13 protein-coding genes are annotated in these 15,279 nt (G+C 65.6%); 6 read left to right on the top strand and 7 right to left on the bottom strand.

The window, feature by feature from the left end:
* Positions 1-103: 103 nt before the first annotated feature.
* The 7 genes from glpX to EYB42_RS09865 form a co-directional block, all read right to left on the bottom strand.
* Complete coding sequence (glpX, locus tag EYB42_RS09835; protein ID WP_135449928.1) at positions 104-1,069, bottom strand: class II fructose-bisphosphatase; 966 nt, start codon at positions 1,067-1,069, stop codon at positions 104-106.
* Between the two features lie 78 nt (positions 1,070-1,147).
* Positions 1,148-2,248: a hypothetical protein gene (locus EYB42_RS09840; RefSeq protein WP_135449929.1), complete on the bottom strand. Its 1,101-nt coding sequence runs from the start codon at positions 2,246-2,248 to the stop codon at positions 1,148-1,150.
* A gap of 61 nt (positions 2,249-2,309) precedes the next feature.
* Positions 2,310-3,605, bottom strand: a complete 1,296-nt coding sequence (locus EYB42_RS09845; protein ID WP_135449930.1) for a homoserine dehydrogenase — start codon at positions 3,603-3,605, stop codon at positions 2,310-2,312.
* Between the two features lie 67 nt (positions 3,606-3,672).
* Positions 3,673-3,903, bottom strand: a complete 231-nt coding sequence (locus tag EYB42_RS09850) for a hypothetical protein (RefSeq protein ID WP_240784075.1) — start codon at positions 3,901-3,903, stop codon at positions 3,673-3,675.
* 68 nt (positions 3,904-3,971) lie between these two features.
* The gene (locus tag EYB42_RS09855) at positions 3,972-4,556 is read right to left on the bottom strand and encodes a hypothetical protein (RefSeq protein ID WP_135449931.1); all 585 of its coding nucleotides are present in this window, start codon (positions 4,554-4,556) and stop codon (positions 3,972-3,974) included.
* Between the two features lie 7 nt (positions 4,557-4,563).
* Positions 4,564-5,118 (bottom strand): TadE/TadG family type IV pilus assembly protein, encoded by a 555-nt coding sequence (locus tag EYB42_RS09860; RefSeq protein WP_135449932.1) that lies wholly within the window; start codon positions 5,116-5,118, stop codon positions 4,564-4,566.
* A complete protein-coding gene (locus tag EYB42_RS09865) occupies positions 5,115-6,887 on the bottom strand; it encodes a Tad domain-containing protein (protein WP_167850983.1) in 1,773 nt (590 codons plus the stop codon). The genes EYB42_RS09860 and EYB42_RS09865 overlap by 4 nt, the downstream gene beginning before the upstream one ends.
* Before the next feature lie 442 nt (positions 6,888-7,329).
* Here EYB42_RS09865 and EYB42_RS09870 point away from each other — a divergent pair, with 442 nt between their 5' ends.
* The 6 genes from EYB42_RS09870 to EYB42_RS09895 all read left to right on the top strand — a co-directional run bounded on the left by EYB42_RS09870 (position 7,330) and on the right by EYB42_RS09895 (position 15,190).
* The gene (locus tag EYB42_RS09870; RefSeq protein ID WP_135449934.1) at positions 7,330-8,763 is read left to right on the top strand and encodes a Glu/Leu/Phe/Val family dehydrogenase; all 1,434 of its coding nucleotides are present in this window, start codon (positions 7,330-7,332) and stop codon (positions 8,761-8,763) included.
* A gap of 131 nt (positions 8,764-8,894) precedes the next feature.
* Positions 8,895-9,917, top strand: a complete 1,023-nt coding sequence (locus EYB42_RS09875; RefSeq protein WP_240784086.1) for a glycosyltransferase family 8 protein — start codon at positions 8,895-8,897, stop codon at positions 9,915-9,917.
* Between the two features lie 138 nt (positions 9,918-10,055).
* The gene (locus EYB42_RS09880) at positions 10,056-11,306 is read left to right on the top strand and encodes a sarcosine oxidase subunit beta family protein (protein ID WP_135449936.1); all 1,251 of its coding nucleotides are present in this window, start codon (positions 10,056-10,058) and stop codon (positions 11,304-11,306) included.
* A gap of 173 nt (positions 11,307-11,479) precedes the next feature.
* Positions 11,480-11,743, top strand: a complete 264-nt coding sequence (locus tag EYB42_RS09885) for a sarcosine oxidase subunit delta (RefSeq protein WP_135449937.1) — start codon at positions 11,480-11,482, stop codon at positions 11,741-11,743.
* A complete protein-coding gene (locus EYB42_RS09890) occupies positions 11,740-14,652 on the top strand; it encodes a sarcosine oxidase subunit alpha family protein (protein ID WP_135449938.1) in 2,913 nt (970 codons plus the stop codon). Before EYB42_RS09885 ends, EYB42_RS09890 begins: the two co-directional genes overlap by 4 nt.
* Positions 14,645-15,190, top strand: coding sequence for a sarcosine oxidase subunit gamma (locus EYB42_RS09895; RefSeq protein ID WP_135449939.1), 546 nt, complete (start codon positions 14,645-14,647; stop codon positions 15,188-15,190). Before EYB42_RS09890 ends, EYB42_RS09895 begins: the two co-directional genes overlap by 8 nt.
* Positions 15,191-15,279: the final 89 nt, after the last annotated feature.

The following is a 15,279-nucleotide window of genomic DNA, read 5'->3' on the forward strand; positions in this document are numbered from 1 at the left end:
CCGGCGCGAGGTACCCCGCCGAATGTTCCTGCCACGGGCCGCCTTCGGCCTTGCCGCGACGGGCCGAAGGGTGTCCATGCAGGTGCGGCGAAGGCCGTTCGGCTCAGCGCACCGGGCTGCGATAGGTCATTCGGCGGACCGAGCCGGTCTTGGATCGCATCAGGATCGTCTCCAGCGTCACCCAGCCGGGTTCGCGCTTGATGCCCGCCAGCAACGAGCCATTCGTCACCCCCGTTGCGGCGAAGATCACGTCGGATTTCACCAGATCGTCGCGGGTATAGACGCGGTCCAGGTTGGTGATTCCGGCCTTGCGGGCGCGGGCGCGTTCGTCGTCGTTGCGGAACAATAGCTTGCCGTAGAACTGCCCGCCCATGCATTTCAGCGCTGCGCCCGCAAGCACCCCTTCCGGTGCTCCGCCCGAGCCCATGTACATGTCAATGCCGGTGATTTCGGGTTCGGCGCAGTGCATGACGCCCGCCACATCGCCATCGGTGATCAGCCGGATCGCTGCGCCGGTGGATCGGACCTCGGCGATCAGATCCTCGTGCCGGGGGCGGTCGAGGATGCAGACGGTGATATCCTCGGTCGAGCAGCCCTTGGCGGCGGCAAGGGCCGAGACCCGTTCGGAGGGCGACATGGCGAGCGTCACGGTGCCGGGCTTCAGGCCGGGGCCGATGGCGAGCTTGTCCATGTAGACATCGGGGGCGTGCAGAAGCGTGCCGCGCGGCGCCATGGCGATGACGGTCAGCGCGTTCGGCATGTCCTTGGCGGTGAGGGTCGTGCCTTCCAGCGGGTCCAGCGCGATATCCACCGCCGGGCCGTTGCCGGTGCCGACCTCTTCGCCGATGTAAAGCATCGGGGCCTCGTCGCGCTCGCCCTCGCCGATGACGACGACACCCTTGATGTCCAGAAGGTTCAGCTGGTCGCGCATCGCGTTGACGGCGGCCTGGTCGGCGGCCTTCTCGTCGCCGCGGCCGATGAAGCGCGCTGAGGCGAGAGCGGCGGCTTCCGACACCCGGGCGAGGCCCAGCGATAGAAGCCGGTCCTGGAATTGCGATTTCTCTGACATGCTTGCCCCCTCCGGCCTTGTTCCGTCTGCTCTAGCGGCGGGTGGATCGGGCGGCAAGGATGGTGGCGCTAACGGACGTCAGGGGCCGAGGGAAATCTGGTCGCGGCGCTTTAGAACCCCTGCGTAGCAGGCGTCCAGGGCTTCGGAAGTGGCACGGTCGGCGGCGGCGGCGCGGTCATGGCGCGGGCGGATCAGGGTGAGGAGGCCGCGGTCAGAGGCGGCGAATTCGGCCGGGTTGAGCGCATCGGAAAAGGGTTGCAGAACGGTGAAGCCAGGATCGGGCAGGCCGGGGAAGGCAAGCATTGCGGCTTCGCAGGTGGCAAGGCTGCCGGGGCAGTGCGCCTGGCAAAGGTCGGTGACGGGGCGAAGCTCGGTCCGGCCTTGCAAGGCGTCACGAGCACGGGTTGCGGTGGCGGCGGGGGTGGGAATGTCGTCCACGGAGTAACCGAACCAGACCGCGCGGACGGCGCGGGCGTCCTCGATCCGCGCTTCGGTATCGGCGGCGGACAGGCCGGTGCCGGCAAGCGGGCTGCCAATGATGTCGAAAATCCGGGGCTCGGTTTCCAGAAGTTGCACATAGGCCATCCAGGCGGCCAGTCGGTCTTCCCGCATGAGCGACAGCAGCAAACCCGCCTCCAGCAACGGCGACCCGTCCTGGTAGACCGCCGCGGTCAGCCGTGAGGTCAGGGCGAAAGCTCCGAGCATGGCTGGAGAGTCGTCGGACAGAAGCTGCGGTGGCAGATCGCCGAAAGCGCCAGTCATGTTGACCCAGGCTCGGAGGAGGACGGCCGCCTTTTCTGGTTCCCCCGCGGCCAGAAGGCCCGCGGCGCGGTCGGGCAGGTCCTCGGGGGTGTCGGTCCGGCCGAGGTCCCAAAGCGCGGTGGCGCCATGCGCTTCAGCTGCCGCATCCTGGGCCTTGACGCCGCCGACCTGGCGCTGGGCGTTCTTCTCCTTGAGGTTGCCTTGGGGCGGCACCCATATCAGCGCCAGCGGCAGGGTGACGAGAGCGGCCGCATTGCCCGCTTCGGCCAGATCGCGCAGGGTGGCGACGGCGGCGGGGTCGTCGGCGGCCAGCAGCGTGGTCAGTGCGGCCCGGAAGGCCGGATCGTCGGCGCCGCCCAGCATCTCCGCCTGGACCGGGGCGGCGAGCAGGGCAAGGGCGGCAAGGCAGCGCAGCATGGGGACCCCCCGGACATCGAAAGACCGAAGGGTCCCGCGCGGGCCGGGGTCTGTCAAGCGGTCAGACTTCCTCGATCCGGATCGCCACCGGATTGCCGACCAGCACGCCGGTCGCGGCGAACCGGCTGGTGGCATGGGCCACATCGGCGGGCGCGGCCTTGTGGGTGACGATGAGAACGACAGCATCCTCAGCCCGGTCGCCGGGGCGGTGCAGCTGGCGCATCTGGTCGATCGAGATCCCGGCCTCGCCAAGACAGGTGGCGATCTTGGCGAGTGCCCCGGGTTTGTCGAGCAGCGTCATGCGCAGGTAATAGGGCGCGGGCGTCGCGGCGCTGGCCGGAACCGGTTCGGTCAACTGTGCGGCAGGCACGCCGAAGGTCGGCAGGCGCAGTCCTCGGGCGATGTCGATCACGTCGGCCATCACCGCGCTTGCGGTCGGGCCCATGCCGGCACCGGGACCGCGCAGGACGATCTGGCCCACACTGTCGCCTTCCAGCACCACCATGTTGGTGCCGCCCTGCAACTGGCCGAGCGGGCTGTCGGCCGGCACGAGGCAGGGGGTCATCCGCTGCTCCAGCCCCCGACCGGTCATCTGGGCCACGCCCAGAAGCTTGATCCGGTAGCCCATGTCCTCGGCCAGGCGGATATCGTCGATCGAGACATTGCCGATACCTTCCAGTTCCACCGCGCCGAAGGCGACGCGGGTGCCGAAAGCGATCGCTGAGAGAAGCGACAGCTTGTGCCCGGCGTCGATGCCGCCCACGTCCAGGTTCGGGTCTGCCTCCAGATAGCCCAGTTGGCGCGCTTCCTCGAACACTGCATCGTACGGCAGCCCGGCAGACTGCATCCGGGTAAGGATATAGTTGCAGGTGCCGTTCATCACGCCCATCACCCGCCTGATGCGGTTGGCGGCCAGCCCTTCGGTCAGCGCCTTGATCACCGGAATGCCGCCCGCGACCGCGGCCTCGAACCGCAGGACGCGACCAGCGGCCTCGGCCGCTTCGGCCAGCGCCTGGCCGTGATGGGCCAGCAGCGCCTTGTTGGCGGTCACGACATCCTTGCCTGCGGCGATGGCCGCCTCGGTCGCAGCTCTTGCAGCCCCCTCGTGGCCGCCCATCACCTCGACGAACACATCCACGTCCGGGCGGCGGGCCAGCGCCACGGGATCGGTTTCCCAGGCATAGGCCGACAGGTCCGCATCGCGGTTCTTCTTCGGGTCGCGCGCCGATACGGCGGTAATGATCACCGGGCGTCCTGCGCGCGCGGCGATCAGGTCAGCCTGAGACTGGACAATCCTGACGACGCCAATACCGACGGTTCCCAGACCGGCAAGGCCAAGACGCAGGGGGGCGGACATGGGAAGGACCTCGGGCTTTTGACGGACCCCCGTCTGTTAGCCGGAAGCCGGGCGGGGTGCAACGCCGTCAAGGCGCGTCAAGAGCCGCGGCCCGCGCCTTCAGACTTGCTGCCCGCGCGGAAAGATCCTGAGCCGGGTCGATCAAGCCGGTATCGGCCTGCGCCAGAAGCTGGTCGATGGGAAGGATGGCGGGATAGGGGCCGGGCGCACCGGACTGCGCCGCGACCTCGGGGAATGGTGCGCATGCTGCTGCGGCAAGGCCGGTCGCACAGACCAGGGATCGGAATGGCATGGGCATGAGCATCGTCCGCATTGCATCCGACGATACAGAAGGCCCGGGCACAAGGAAAGCGCCCAGGCGCTGCCTCAGCTGGTGCAGGCGGGTGCGCCCTCAAGGCAGATGCGCCGCCAGTTCCGCGGCCGGGTCACGATGAACTGCGTGAAGGTCTGGTCCGACACGCCGGGCGTGAAGTTCAGCACCCCGGTGTCGAACCGCGGCCGGTAATCGACCCAGGTTTCGACGATGATGACCGATTCGAGATCGGCCAGAACCGGAATTCGTGGTCGAAGCGTCTGGATCGTCGTCTGGGTATGTGCCGGCACCTTGCCGCCGGGTGAGCGCGAGAACAGAAGTTCATATCGGTCGTCGCGGGCATTGTACTCGATGCTGGTGATTCTGAGCCGCGAGTCGGGAACGCCCGGTGTCAGGAATTGCAGCACGTTGCTCAGCCCGTCGACGAACTGCGTGTTGACCACCCCCTGCCGCGACAGAAGATCGGAAATGGAATAGGCAGCCTTCTGGCTGACGTTGATCGTGCGAAACACGTCCCAGTACACCACCAGCGCGATGAAGCCCCAGATCAGCATGGGAAGCAGGATCAGTGCCTCGGCCAGAAGAGCGCCACTTTCATCCCTGGCGAAGGCGCGAATGCTGTTGCGCAGACGGGTCATGCTGGCGTCATCCCGGTTCGTTGACAAAGACGGACGTGGCAAGCAAGGCATAGTTGCCGTCGCCTTCCCCATCGGCGATCAGGGATGCCCCGACGGCAGTGGTGGGAAACATCGGCCGCTCTTTCAGGCAGATGCGCAGCAGCATGATGTCGTTATCCGCACCATAGGTAAATTCGGTGTCGCTCGGCTCTGGCGCCAGGGGGTCTATCGGTGCGCTGCGGTCCACGCAGTGGCGCGGCGGGGCGACCATGGCGAAATTCGCGGTGTTGATCGGCTGCATCCAGATGCGCATGGAATCGACGCATTGCTGCACCGAATTGACCAGCGCGCTGGTCTGGCAGATCCGCCGCTTCAGCTCGGCATGCGTCAGCCCGTCAAGCCTGCCCAGGCGTATGTCGCGCACCACGATGTCCACGCTGCGTTCCAGCATGACATAGCGGGCCATGTACAGGCTGCTTTCGACCGACGCCATGAAGATGATCAGGACGACCGGTACCACGAAGACGAACTCGATCGTTGCGGTGCCGCGTTCGTCTGCCAGGAAACGCGCGAGGCGGTTCATTGTGTCAGCCTCAGGGCAGAGATGTCGGTGGCGATGGCGCGGAAGGCGGCCAAAAGCGTGTCGCCATCGGTGGCGTTGAAGTAATAGCTTTCCTTTGGCGAGGAGGAACAGCCTCTGATTGCTGCCTGGCCTTCCGGCGGGGCATTGAACGCAATTCCATAGATCTCGATACCGGCATTGCGTGCCGCCGTGCAGTTGGTCTGCAACAGTGAATCCATCGTCGTTTCGTTGGTGTAGAAGGTGTCGCGGAAGACGTTGCGCACCGTTGTAGCATTGCTGGTCCCGCTCACATTCGAGCGCATGTAGAGCTGACGCACCACATAATCGAGGCGGAGATCCAGCCAGACCTCGCTCCAGTCAAGTTGGCGCACGGCACCGCTGCCGGTCCATGTGGGCGATGCCACCCAGGCCACCCGGCCGGCGCTGGAGGTGCTGCTGCAGCTGGTATCCGAGTTCGGCTTGAGGTGCGGCACGAAATAGGTGTTGGAGCCGGCACAGGCCGGGCGGGTTCCGCCCTGCAATCCCGGGCCGCCAGTCCAGAAACGGATCGCATAGCGCCCATCCGCGCCGCGCCAGATCGGCGATGGGCCTGACTTGTAGGCATCGACGATACGGGTGCTGGTCACATGGTCGCCGTCGGTCATCAGGATGATGATCTTGCGAGTCTCCCTCGCGCTGTTGTCCGCGGGCCGGCCCTGCACCGAAGCATCGCCAATGGCGGTGTAGATGGGCCGCGCGGTTTCGTCGATCAGAGCCGTGGCCCAGCGCATCCCCGTCACGATGTAGGTGTTCCCCGCTGCCTGCAGCTGCTGGATCCGGTTGATCACGGCGGCGCCGTTCTTCGTCGGCAACATGACATGGTTGTAGGTCGATTCATCGAACGGAGTGCTCGGCACATCGTTCAGTGTCGTGCAGATGCGGTAGCCCGCCCGGATGTCCGGGCGCACCACGTTGGCGTTCGAACTGAGCGTCGGGTCGATGAAGTTCGTCGTGGTGGTCGTCGTGCCGGTCGTGTCGGCGACAGACGCCATGGGCATCGGTGTCGTGCGCGACAGCGCGGTCTGGTTGTAGGTAGAGGTCGGCAGCTCGATGCAGTTGATGTTCGGAACGCCCTGGTTCGCCACGCCACCCCAGTGCGACAGGTTCGTTACCGTGAACTGCGCGCGCAGGTCGGCAGGCAGGTTCACCTGCATGTTGTAAGGCACCAGTCCGATCGAGACGCTGTTCTGGCTGTCGTTTTCCTTGACCACATTCACGAAGTCGGTCGCTGCGCTGCGCAGGGCCTGGATCTTCGACCAGGACGCCTCGTTCTGCGGCGTCTTGGGGTCGTCCTTCATACCTGCGGATCCGGTCATCGACCCTGTGATGTCTAGCGCGAGCATCACCTCGATGTCGTTCACGCCCTGGGTCGCCTCGGACACGGTCGAGCTTTCCAGGTATTCGTTATCGGAAAAGATGCCCATGAAGAAGTTGTAGGACCGCACCCTTGCCGAAACCGTCACCCGCCGCAGCCCGGCATCGGCGATGGCTGCTGTCGTCGGGTCGCTGAACCGGACCATTTCGAGATCGGCGCCGAGGCCGGCCTTGCCGAACCAGTCATCCACCACCTCTCGCGGCGTGCGCGTCTGCGTGAGACTGGCGGCCGCAAGGGCTGCCCTGTCCATCGTCTGCTGCAGCGCGACGCGCCGGGTCTCGAAGCGCATGACATCCACGGCAATCCCGCCGAAGATGATCATGAGAACGAAGATGAGCAGGAAGAAATACGACATCGAGCCGCGCTCATCCTCCCGAAAGCGGAGCAGCCCTGTGCAGTGACGATTGCGGACCAATGCGGAAGTCGGTTTCGGCATCGTGACACCTATGAAATGGCAGCAGCCCCGCCGGCAGACGGCAGGAAATCCGATAATCATTAAAATCGAAGATCGGGCAGAAGTGTGGCATTTGCCTCGGAAGAAGCCGAAATCTGCAGTTTTCGGAAACAATTCTTCGGGTTTCGCTGACGCTTTTCTCAAGCCGGGCGCAAAGCACGGGCGTCATGCGGGCGTCGGCAAAGCCTGGCGCCCTGATTCGCGCTGGTCGGTAATCGCCCGTCCGCCCCCTTTCGTGGCGACGGCTGGCGATGCGTGTGGAAGCGGGCTTCACAGACGCGGCCAGACCTGTAGGGTGCAACTGCGGCGCCGCGTGGCGCACGGCCAGACATGGAGGCATGGCATGAGGGTATCCGGCGAACCGAGTTTCCGGGAATCCGTCGATCTGATGTTCAACCGCGCGGCGAGATTGCTGGATCTGAGCCCGGGACTGGAACAGAAGATCCGCGTCTGCAACTCGACCTACACCGTGCGTTTCGGGGTGCGGCTGCGGGGAAAGATCGAGACCTTCACCGGCTATCGCTCGGTCCACTCCGAGCATATGGAGCCGGTCAAGGGCGGCATCCGCTATGCCCTCTCGGTCAGCCAGGACGAGGTCGAGGCGCTGGCCGCGCTGATGACCTACAAATGCGCGCTGGTGGAAACGCCGTTCGGCGGATCGAAGGGCGGATTGTGCATCGATCCGCGCCAATGGGACGAACACGAGCTGGAACAGATCACCCGCCGCTTCGCCTATGAGCTGATCAAGCGTGACCTGATCCACCCGGCACAGAACGTGCCGGCCCCCGACATGGGCACGGGTGAGCGCGAGATGGCCTGGATCGCCGACCAGTATGCGCGGATGAACACGACCGACATCAATGCCAAGGCCTGCGTGACTGGCAAGCCGCCGCATGCGGGAGGGATTCAGGGGCGGGTCGAGGCCACGGGCCGCGGCGTGCAGTATGCCATGCGCGAATTCTTCCGCCACATGGACGACATGGCCCGCGCCGGGCTGACGGGAGGGCTGGAAGGCAAACGGGTGATCGTGCAGGGGCTTGGCAACGTGGGCTACCATGCGGCGAAGTTCCTGTCCGAGGAGGACGGCTGCAAGATCATCGCGGTGATCGAGCGCGACGGCGCGATCGTGAACGAGGCGGGCCTGCCCATCGAGGAACTGCGTCAGTGGATGAACGCCAACGGCGGCGCTGTCGCGGGCTTTCCTCGTGGCACGCATGTAGCCGACGGCGCGTCGTTGCTCGAAGCCGCTTGCGACATTCTGATCCCGGCGGCTATGGAGGGGGTCATCAACCTGTCCAACGCCGAGCGCATAAGGGCGCCCCTGATCGTCGAGGCGGCGAACGGCCCCGTCACCTTCGGCGCCGACGAGATCCTGCGTCGCAAGGGCTGTGTCATCATTCCTGACATGTACGCCAATGCCGGGGGCGTGACCGTTTCCTATTTCGAATGGGTCAAGAACCTGTCTCACATCCGCTTTGGCCGGATGCAGCGCCGCGCGGAAGAGGCGCGGAGCCGTCTGCTCGTCGAGGAACTGGAACGGCTCAGCGCCGACAAGGGCCTGGGCTGGACCTTGGCCGAGGATTTCAAGGAGCGCTTCCTGACCGGCTCGGACGAGCTGGCGCTGGTGCGCTCGGGCCTCGACGACACGATGCGCACGGCCTACCAGGCGATGCGCGAGGTCTGGCATTCCAGGCAGGATGTCGAGGACCTGCGGGTCGCGGCCTATATCGTGGCGATCGACCGTGTGGCGAAGACCTATCGGTCGAAGGGGCTTTGACCCGGTTTCGCCAATGCCCGGTTGGGGTGCGTCAGTGACGGCTGCCCAGCGGAATTTGCCGGCTGGTCTTGAAAATCGCGGTAGCAAGGCAATTTGTGGTGTCCACACAGTGTGATCAGGACGGTCGGTTGGTGCGGAACAGTTCTATTGGTGAAGGCGCCGAAGCCGCAGTCGTGGTTTGCTCTGATGCGACGTGGGCTTGGCAGGGCGCTTATGTTTTGTCCCGTTCCATGGCGCTGGACCGTTCTTGCAGGCTGGACCACCACGCCTATCTCGTGGGTGATGTGCCTGACGATCTGATCGAGGTCTTTCCCGAAGGCGTGCAGGTCCATCATCTGCCAGAATATCCTCGCGCCATCCATTACAGCCCCACCACGCATGTGCCTCTTGCCGCAGTACTGCGGCTGTTCGCGCTTGAGGAACTGGCGAAGATCTATCACCGCGTGATCTACCTCGACGGCGACGTCTTCCAGGCTTGGGGTTCGCTGGCCGATCTTCTCGACCTGCCCGAAACTGGCAGGCCGCTGGCTGCGGTGCGCTCCCGGTCGCACTGGCCCGACCGGGAGCGGTTGCGCCACCAAAAGTCGTATGTTGCGGCGCTGAATCCCAAGATTGGCAGCAACTACTTCAACTCCGGTGTGCTGTTGGTTAACGGGCCGGTCTGGACCAGCGGCGGCTATTCCACTGCCGCGCTGGATTTCTTCCAGCAGAACCAAGGACTTTGCCGCTATGTCGACCAGTCGGCCCTTAATGCCGTAATTGAGGGCGACTGGGACAGCCTTTCTCCCGGGTGGAACTGGCAGATGTCCAAGACCAGCTATCCGTTGGTGTCGGGGCGGAGGCCGAGGCTTGTACACTTCACCGGGCCAATCAAGCCTTGGAACGACAGGCTTCGGCTGTTCGATCCGGCAATCTTTGCAGACATGAAGCAATTCTTGCGGAAGCGGGGCGCGGAGCATCTCCTGGACCCGGGGGTTGGTCCTGATGGCTTCACGCTGGAGATGGAGCGGCGTCGAATGCGTGAACTGGCTGTGTTGGTAGAGGATCCGCTAGGCAAGCGGGATAGCATCAAGCGGTTCCTTGATGCCGAGGAGCACATCGATCATGCAGCCGGTATTGCGGCCTATGGTGTCGGTGCCGCCGGGTCGGTCTGATCCGGTCTCCAGAAGCGCGTGATCGGGCGAAATCGGTTGCAACCGACATGTAATGTCGCAGATGGCCAAGGAACTGCTTGCACGGACTTGAATATGCCAGCGGTTCCGGTTTGATGGCCGGAACGGGAGGCAGAAGCGATGCGATATTCCGGGCTGAGGGTCATCACCGAGGGGCTTTTCGGCAACAGGGGCTGGACGCCCGCCTGGCGCGAGCCATCACCCAAGGCAGAGTATGATGTGGTCATCATCGGCGGCGGCGGGCATGGGCTTTCGACGGCCTATTACCTGGCGAAGAACCACGGGATCACCAATGTCGCGGTGCTGGAGAAAGGATATCTCGGCGGCGGGAACGTGGGGCGGAACACGACCATCGTGCGCGCCAACTATTTCCTGCCGGGCAATAGCGAGTTCTACAGCCATTCCCTGAAGCTGTGGGAAGGTCTGGAGGCCGAGCTGAACTACAACGTGATGCATTCGCAGCGCGGTCTCATCAACCTGTTCCATTCCGACGGCCAGCGCGATGCCTTCGTGCGGCGTGGCAATGCGATGATAAACCAGGGCGATGATGCGATCCTTCTGGACCGCGAGGGGGTGCGGGAGCATCTGCCCTACCTCGACTTCGACAACACCCGCTTCCCGATCTATGGCGGCCTGTTGCACCCGCGCGGCGGGTCGGCCAGGCATGACGCCGTGGCCTGGGGCTATGCGCGGGGGGCGGACAAGCGGGGCGTGGACCTGATCCAGAACTGCGAGGTCACGGGCATCGACATCGAGAACGGGGTGGTAAAGGGCGTGCAGACCACGCGCGGGGCGATCCGGGCGAAGAAGGTCGGAATCGTTGTGGCCGGGCGGTCGAGCCAGGTCGCGGCGATGGCGGGGATGCGCCTGCCGATCGAGAGCCATGTGTTGCAGGCTTTCGTGACCGAGGGGCTGAAGCCGGTGATCAACCATGTGGTCAGCTTCGGCATGGGGCATTTCTACATTAGCCAGTCGGACAAGGGCGGGTTGGTGTTCGGGGGAGACCTGGATTTCTACGCCAGCTACGCGGCGCGGGGGAACCTGCCGATGGTCGAGCATGTGATGGAGGCTGGCATGACGCTGATGCCGATGATCGGGCGGGCGAAGGTGCTGCGGTCCTGGGGCGGGATCATGGACATGTCGCCGGATGGCTCGCCCATCATCGACAGGACGCATGTCGAGGGGCTTTATCTCAACTGCGGCTGGAACTACGGCGGGTTCAAGGCGGTGCCGGCGAGCGGATGGTGCATGGCGCATCTGATGGCGACCGATCAGCCGCACGAGGTGGCGCGCAAGTTCCGGCTTGACCGCTTTGCCACGGGCCATCTTCTGGATGAAGAGGGCACCGGCAGCCAGCACAACCTCCATTGAGGGCGGGCGATGCGTGACCAGACGGCAGCCCCCCACCCCCATCCCCTCCCCACCAGGGTGAGGGGAGGCGCCTGGCATAGGGCGTCCGCGGGATCGGGTGCGCTGCGCCTGGCAGAGAGGGCGGATGCCTCTGGCGGGGATATTTGGGAACGGAAGAAGGCGGGGGCCGGCTCATGCGGTTGAGATGTCCGTTGTGCGGTGAACGCGACCGGCGGGAATTCTATTACTACGGGGCAGAGGACTATCTGCACCGCCCGGCCGCAGATGCGGCCCTGGCGGAATGGGACGCCTACCTGCACCTGCGGGACAATCCCGCCGGGGTGACGCGCGACCTGTGGTATCACGAGGCTGGGTGTTCCCAGTGGCTTCTGGTCACCCGGAACACGGTGACGCATGAGATTTCCGGCGTCGAACTGGTGGCGGAGCGCAAGGCATGAGGATCGACGGCAAGGGGCTGATCGACCGGACGAAGCCGGTCCGCTTCCGCTTCGACGGGAAGGATTACGCCGGTTACAAGGGCGACACGCTGGCCTCGGCGCTTCTGGCCAATGATGTTCGGCTGGTCGGGCGGTCGTTCAAGTATCACCGCCCGCGCGGCGTGCTGACCGCGGGGTCGGAGGAGCCGAACGCGCTGGTCGAAGTCATCGGGCCGAAGAACCAGACCCCGAACGTGCGCGCGACGGTGCAGGAGGTGTTCGAGGGGCTGGAGACGCGCAGCCAGAACCGGCTGGGCAGCTTGCGCTTCGATCTGCTGGCGGTGAACGATCTGCTCTGGCCTTTCCTCGGGGCGGGGTTCTACTACAAGACCTTCATGTGGCCGCGCGCCTTCTGGGAAGGGCTTTACGAGCCGCTGATCCGCCGGGCGGCGGGGCTTGGAAGCCTTTCGGGCAGGCACGACGAGGGCACCTACGAGAAGGCTTTTGCCTTCTGCGACGTGCTGGTGATCGGCTCGGGGCCCGCGGGGCTGATGGCGGCGCTGACGGCGGGGCGGGCGGGCGCGGACGTGATCCTGTGCGAGGAAAGCCATGCCTTCGGCGGGCGGATTCTGTCGGACGGAGGCACGATCGGGGGGATGCCGGCGGGCGAGTGGCTGGCGCAGGTCCTGGCCGAGCTGGAGGCCTTGCCGAACGTGCGGCTGATGCTGCGCACCACGGTCACCGGGGCCTACGACCACGGCACCTATGGCGCGCTGGAGCGGGTGGGCCTGCACAAGCCCGCCCGGCCCAACCTGTCGCGCGAATGTTTCTGGCGGATCGTGGCGAAACATGCGGTGCTCGCCGCGGGCGCGCTGGAGCGCCCCGTGGCCTTCCCCGACAACGACCGGCCGGGGATCATGCTGGCCTCGGCCGTGCGGACCTATCTGAACCGCTATGGCGTCAGCCTCGGCAAGCGGGTGACGCTGTTTGCCAACACCGACCAGGCCCGGGCCGTGGCGCGCGAGCTGATGGCGGCTGGGGTGACGGTGGCGGCGATCATCGACCCGCGTCCGGATGCCTTTAGCGTCGAGGACTGTCCGGTCCATGTGGGGGGCGAGGTGATCGGCACCCGCGGGCGGCTGGGGCTGACGGGGATCACGGTCCGCAAGGGGGCCGAGACCTTCGAGATCGAGACCGATTGCCTGGCGATGTCGGGCGGCTGGAACCCGACGCTGCATCTGACCTGCCACATGAACGGCCGCCCGCGCTGGGACGAGGATCTCGCGGCCTTCGTGCCGATGGAGGGCGCGGTGCCGGGTCTGGTCGCGGTTGGTGCGGCGAACGGCAGCATGTCCACCCATGGCGCGCTGGTCACCGGCCACGCGGCGGCGGTGCAGGCAGTGCAGGCGCTGGGCCGCAAGGCACCCGACCTGCCCTTGCCCGAGGCCGAGGATAGGCCCTATGTGCTGAAGGCGCTCTGGGCGGTCGAGGGCAAGGGGCGGGCCTGGCTCGACTTTGCCAATGACGTGACGACGAAGGACGTGAAGCTGGCCGCGCAGGAGGGTTTCCGGTCGGTCGAGCACATGAAGCGCTACACCACGCAGGGCATGGCGCCGGATCAGGGCAAGAACTCGAACGTGGCGGCGCTGGCGGTGCTGGCAGATGCCACCGGGCGTGGCATCCCCGAGACCGGGACCACGACCTTCCGCCCGCCCTACACGCCGGTGTCGATCGCCGCGATGGGGGCGGGGGGGCGGGCCGAAGGGTTCGCGCCGCAACGCTTCCTGACCAGCGACCAGGCCAGCCGCGACCGGGGCGCGCCGATGATCGAGGCGGGGCTTTGGTATCGGCCATCCTACTTCCCGAAGCCCGGCGAGACCACCTGGCGCGAGGCCTGCGACCGCGAGGTGCGCATGGTGCGCGAGGCGGTGGGCGTGGCGGATGTCTCGACGCTGGGCAAGATCGACATCCAGGGCAAGGATGCCGGAAGGTTCCTCGACTTCGTCTATACCAACACCTTCTCGACCCTGCCGGTGGGCCGCGTTCGTTACGGTCTGATGCTGCGCGAGGACGGGCATGTGCTGGATGACGGCACGAGCGCCCGGCTGGGTGAGGATCACTATCTGATGACCACGACCACCGCCGCGGCGGGGCTGGTGATGCGGCATCTGGACTTCGTGCATCAGGCCTTCTGTGCCGACTGGCAGGTGCGCTTCATCAGCGTCACCGAAAGCTGGGCACAGTTCGCCGTGGCCGGGCCGAAGGCGCGGGCGCTGGTGCAGTCCTTCCTGGAGGAGACGGTCGATCTGCCCTTCATGGGGGTGGCGCCGGTCCGCGTCGGTGGGGTCAAGGGGCGGCTCTTCCGCATCTCGTTCAGCGGCGAGGAGGGCTATGAGCTGGCCGTGCCCACCCGCTACGGCGAGGCGCTGTTCCGCGATCTGGTCGCGCGGGCCGAGACCATGGGCGGCGGACCCTACGGGATGGAGGCGCTGAACGTCCTGCGGATCGAAAAGGGCTTCATCACCCATGCCGAGATCCACGGCCGCGTCACCGCGCATGACATCGGCATGGAGAAGATGGTCAGCGCGAAGAAGGACTGCATCGGCAAGGCGGCGGCGCAGAGGCCCGGCCTCTGGGGGCCGGAGCGCGAGCAGCTGGTGGGCCTGAAGGCCAGCGCCCCGATAAGCGCCGGTGCGCATCTCTTCGTGCCGGGAATGGAGATTCACCGCGAAACCGACCAGGGCTATGTCACCAGTGTCTGCTGGTCGCCCACGCTGGGCGCCTGGCTGGCCCTTGCCTTCCTGAAGGACGGGCGCAACCGGCATGGCGAGAAGATCCGGCTGGTCGATCACCTGCGCGGCATCGACGTGATCTGCGAGGTATGCGACCCTGTATTCCACGATCCGGCGGGGGAGAAGCTGCGTGCCTGAACTGATCGCGAAATCGGCCCTGGACGGGCGCCGCCTGACGCTTGGCGGGTTGACGCTGGTGGAACTGGACCCCGGCCCGATCACCTCGGTTGCGCTGTATCCGGGCGGGGCGAAGCTGGCGGCAAAGGGGCTGAAGACCCTGGGTCTGACCTTTCCGCCCCCCAATACCTTCACCGAAAAGAAAGGTGCGCGCATTGTCTGGACCGGGCGCGAGCAAGCCTTCCTGATGGGGGTCGCACCCCCGGCTATCGAGGGAGCGGCGTTGACCGATCAGAGCGACGGCTGGGCAGTGCTTGGGATTTCCGGCGCCGCCGCCGTCGATGTGCTGGCACGGCTGGTGCCGGTGGACCTGCGGTCTTCTGCCTTTCCTGCCGGGCGGGTGGCGCGAACCCAGGTGAACCACATGAATGCCGTGATCCTGCGAACGGGGGATCATGAGCTTGAGATCATGGTCTTCCGGTCCATGGCACGCACCGCCTGGCACGAGTTGGAAGGCACAATATCCATGGTCGCGGCGCGACAGGCGGTGAAAATCTAGGCGGAGAACTGCAGACCGCCGAATTTGTCACTGGCGCGTCATCAATGCGGCGTTTACACCTTTCCTGAACCTGAGTTTCAGAAAAGGTG

It is taken from the genome of Tabrizicola caldifontis (assembly GCF_004762095.1).
Taxonomy (GTDB): Bacteria; Pseudomonadota; Alphaproteobacteria; order Rhodobacterales; family Rhodobacteraceae; genus Tabrizicola; species Tabrizicola caldifontis.

Bases quoted from the DNA above. Each gene is read 5' to 3' on its own strand.
- glpX (WP_135449928.1), bottom strand. From the start codon at position 1,069: ATGTCAGAGAAATCGCAATTCCAGGACCGGCTTCTATCGCTGGGCCTC.
- EYB42_RS09840 (WP_135449929.1), bottom strand. From the start codon at position 2,248: ATGCTGCGCTGCCTTGCCGCCCTTGCCCTGCTCGCCGCCCCGGTCCAG.
- EYB42_RS09845 (WP_135449930.1), bottom strand. From the start codon at position 3,605: ATGTCCGCCCCCCTGCGTCTTGGCCTTGCCGGTCTGGGAACCGTCGGT.
- EYB42_RS09850 (WP_240784075.1), bottom strand. From the start codon at position 3,903: ATGCCCATGCCATTCCGATCCCTGGTCTGTGCGACCGGCCTTGCCGCA.
- EYB42_RS09855 (WP_135449931.1), bottom strand. From the start codon at position 4,556: ATGACCCGTCTGCGCAACAGCATTCGCGCCTTCGCCAGGGATGAAAGT.
- EYB42_RS09860 (WP_135449932.1), bottom strand. From the start codon at position 5,118: ATGAACCGCCTCGCGCGTTTCCTGGCAGACGAACGCGGCACCGCAACG.
- EYB42_RS09865 (WP_167850983.1), bottom strand. From the start codon at position 6,887: ATGTCGTATTTCTTCCTGCTCATCTTCGTTCTCATGATCATCTTCGGC.
- EYB42_RS09870 (WP_135449934.1), top strand. From the start codon at position 7,330: ATGAGGGTATCCGGCGAACCGAGTTTCCGGGAATCCGTCGATCTGATG.
- EYB42_RS09880 (WP_135449936.1), top strand. From the start codon at position 10,056: ATGCGATATTCCGGGCTGAGGGTCATCACCGAGGGGCTTTTCGGCAAC.
- EYB42_RS09885 (WP_135449937.1), top strand. From the start codon at position 11,480: ATGCGGTTGAGATGTCCGTTGTGCGGTGAACGCGACCGGCGGGAATTC.
- EYB42_RS09890 (WP_135449938.1), top strand. From the start codon at position 11,740: ATGAGGATCGACGGCAAGGGGCTGATCGACCGGACGAAGCCGGTCCGC.